The organism is Muriicola sp. (assembly GCF_049669965.1).
Lineage (GTDB): Bacteria > Bacteroidota > Bacteroidia > Flavobacteriales > Flavobacteriaceae > Muriicola.
The window spans coordinates 1-3,059 of sequence record NZ_JBATLB010000147.1; the positions used below are offsets into that span (position 1 = coordinate 1).

The following is a 3,059-nucleotide window of genomic DNA, read 5'->3' on the forward strand; positions in this document are numbered from 1 at the left end:
AGATAACTTCCCTCCCACTTTACGGGAATGTAGTTACCCTCTATAAAAGCGATAAGATCTCTGTAATCCCTGCCTATTTTAAGGACAGTGTACGGTTACAGCCAAGTTCTGTTAGGCGTTTTGAAGATCGAAATAGCTTTTTTATTGACCCACAACAAACAGATACCCTAGAAGTGCCTTTTAAAAACAGCATATCCCTAACCCAAAGTCTCCTGCAGTCTGCCGTAGGCAAACCTATTTCTCTTGTGCAAAACTTTCCTTCCAAAGATTTTCGTTATGTGTATAGCGTGCCTTCAGATAGTCTGTACAAGTACATGATGCACGAAAGCGACAATTTAATTGCCGAGCAATTACTTCTGATAGCCTCTGCTGTTCTAACCGACACCCTATCGAGTGAGCTGTCCAGAGACTATATGTTGGATACCTATTTGGCAAATCTGCCACAGAAACCCAGATGGGTAGACGGATCGGGGCTATCGAGGTATAACCTGTTCACGCCGGCATCTGTGATTTTTGTGTTAGATAAATTAAACAAGGAACTACCTCAAAGCAGGCTGTTTACGCTATTCCCCGCCGGAGGTCAATCGGGCACCCTGGAAGATTGGTACGCTGGTGATATAGAACCCTATGTCTTCGCAAAGTCGGGCACCCTGGGCAATTCCTATTGCCTCAGTGGGTATCTGAAAACTTCATCAGGGAAGATCTTGCTCTTTAGTTTTATGAATAATCATTTTATGGAACCTACCTCATCCATCAAAAAGAAGATAGAGCACATTCTTAAAACGATACGGGATACCTATTAAAAAGAAATTTATAGGAGTTTCTGAATTCGTGCAAATTGTAAAAGCATGATGGTTTTAGCATCTCTGATGGTACCTTCACTCATCATCTTAGTGGCATCCACCATAGGGATCTCTAATACCTCAATATTTTCCGTTTCATCCTCTGCTCCCCCTCCCTTACCAATTTTCATAGAATCGTCATAGGTGGCGATAAAAAAGTGAAGGATCTCGGTGACTGAGCCGGGCGACATATACGCCTCAAAAACCTTTTCTACCTGTTCTACCTTAAAACCTGTTTCCTCCTCTACTTCCTTTTTAATACAACTAACCGGGTCCTGTTCGTCTAATAAACCGGCACAGACCTCAATCATCATCCCATCCTTATTGCGGTTCACATAGGTAGGCATACGGAATTGTCTGGTAAGGATCACGGTCTTCTTTTTGGGGTGGTACAACAAGATGGCCGCTCCGTTCCCCCTGTCATAAGCTTCTCGCTGCTGTGTTTCCCAACTCCCGTCCTCCTTTTGATAGTCATAGGTGTAGCGGTTAAGCGTGTACCATTGGTTAGATAACACTTCCTTCTTGATATTCTTTATACTTCCGTTTTTCAAAATATTTTCTATTTTAGTTGGCCTGCCAAAGCAAAATTTGTTTTCCGAATACTTTTATAATTATTTCAAACTGAGATCGCCTTATTCAGATAACGTCTAAAAGGCAACATTTCCATGTATACTTCCACAATGGTATGCTGAAAATTTGGTGTTAGCACCTTCTTTGTTTCCAGGGGATGTACCACAGCAAATGTTTTATGCCGCAGCAGTTCTATATACGGATGGTCTTTCGCAAAGCCTTTGGGTGTGGTTCGTAACTTTTCATCTTCATATAATGCCCCGAAGGTCTTCTTAAATGAAGGTTTTTCTAAAATGGCCAGCAACTGCTCCCCATCAAAGTCTATGGCCTCTCTTAGACTGCGCAGTGTTGAAGGTGCCGGTCTCCACAATCCCCCGGCCAGGAGAGAACCGCTGATTCCGATCTCAATGTAAAAATCGGCCGAATTAGGTGCCTTGTCCAGGCCTGCGCCAAAATGATCTTTATAAACAGGTTTGTTGGGGTGAAACATCAGGTTATTATTGATCCTGTTAATACCTTTCTTCCCCGGGGTATGATAGTATTCCGGATCTAACACTGAAAGCTGAAAGTCCAATTCATCGAGCCATTGAGTAAAGTCGTTTCGAACCTGATGATACCAGGCACGGTTATCATCCATCCAATCCTTGGAATTGTGCCTGTTCAATTCTTGAAGAAAATGGATAAGCTCCTTAAAATTCATACCTCCTATTTGACCACATGCCTAATGCCTGGTTACTTGTAGCTGTCCTTAGAATCGATTATCCCCATCTATCAGATCTCCAAGGCCACCTAATATGCTGCCTTCTCCTCTGTCTTTTCCACCGCCTTTAGGCGCCGCTGCCCAGACCCTGCTGGCAAGTCGGCTAAAGGGAAGGGATTGCACATAGACCGTTCCCGGGCCTCTGAGCGTGGCAAAAAATAAGCCTTCTCCCCCAAAGAGGGTATTCTTAATTCCTCCAATAAATTCTATATCATAATCCACATCCTTGGTGAAACCAACGATACAGCCGGTATCCACTTTTAGTACTTCCCCAGGACCCAATTCCTTTGTGGCAAGTGTGCCGCCGGCGTGTACAAAAGCCATTCCGTCTCCTTCTAATTTCTGCATGATAAATCCTTCGCCTCCAAATAAGCCTCTTCCTAATTTTTTTGAGAATTCTATCCCTACAGAAACTCCTTGTGCTGCACAGAGAAACGCATCTTTCTGACAAATAAATTTTCCTTGTTTCTCGGAGAGGTCAATAGGAAGGATTTTTCCCGGATACGGCGATGCAAAGGACAAATGTCTTTTCCCCTGCCCTGCATTGAGGAAGGAGGTCATAAAAAGCCCTTCGCCCGTTAGTATCCTTTTCCCGGCAGATAGCAAGCTGCCTAATACCCCTTTGTTCTGGTTAGAGCCATCCCCGAAGATGGTATCCATTTTTATGTCGCTTTCCATCATCATAAAACTGCCTGCTTCTGCCACTACGGCTTCCTGCGGATCTAGTTCTATCTCAACATATTGCATTTCTTCTCAAAATATCTGGTAGTCTATTTCGTGTGCATTCATGGTCGTATTTTTAAGTTTTATTTGTTAGTGCTAACCTTGGATCTTTTGTTACATATTATTTGAGGAGGGTTTGTATGATCTCATCTACCTCCCTGTGC

The 3,059-nt window shown here is 43.3% G+C and carries 4 protein-coding genes; 1 reads left to right on the forward strand and 3 read right to left on the reverse strand.

Going from position 1 to position 3,059, the window contains the following annotated elements; translation table 11 throughout:
* The coding region (locus tag WBM49_RS08065) for a D-alanyl-D-alanine carboxypeptidase (protein WP_424371542.1) at positions 1-803 on the forward strand (803 nt) is incomplete at its 5' end.
* Between the two features lie 8 nt (positions 804-811).
* On the opposite strand, the gene nudK is transcribed toward WBM49_RS08065, so the two are convergent.
* The 3 genes from nudK to WBM49_RS08080 form a co-directional block, all read right to left on the reverse strand.
* Positions 812-1,393 (reverse strand): GDP-mannose pyrophosphatase NudK, encoded by a 582-nt coding sequence (nudK, locus tag WBM49_RS08070; RefSeq protein ID WP_424371543.1) that lies wholly within the window; start codon positions 1,391-1,393, stop codon positions 812-814.
* Positions 1,394-1,458: 65 nt separating this feature from the next.
* Positions 1,459-2,112, reverse strand: a complete 654-nt coding sequence (locus WBM49_RS08075; protein ID WP_424371544.1) for a DUF2461 domain-containing protein — start codon at positions 2,110-2,112, stop codon at positions 1,459-1,461.
* Between the two features lie 48 nt (positions 2,113-2,160).
* Positions 2,161-2,919: a TIGR00266 family protein gene (locus WBM49_RS08080; protein ID WP_424371545.1), complete on the reverse strand. Its 759-nt coding sequence runs from the start codon at positions 2,917-2,919 to the stop codon at positions 2,161-2,163.
* Between the last annotated feature and the right edge of the window lie 140 nt (positions 2,920-3,059).

Excerpts from the sequence above, each read along its gene's own strand:
- WBM49_RS08075 (WP_424371544.1), bottom strand. The coding sequence starts at position 2,112 with ATGAATTTTAAGGAGCTTATCCATTTTCTTCAAGAATTGAACAGGCAC.
- WBM49_RS08080 (WP_424371545.1), bottom strand. The coding sequence starts at position 2,919 with ATGCAATATGTTGAGATAGAACTAGATCCGCAGGAAGCCGTAGTGGCA.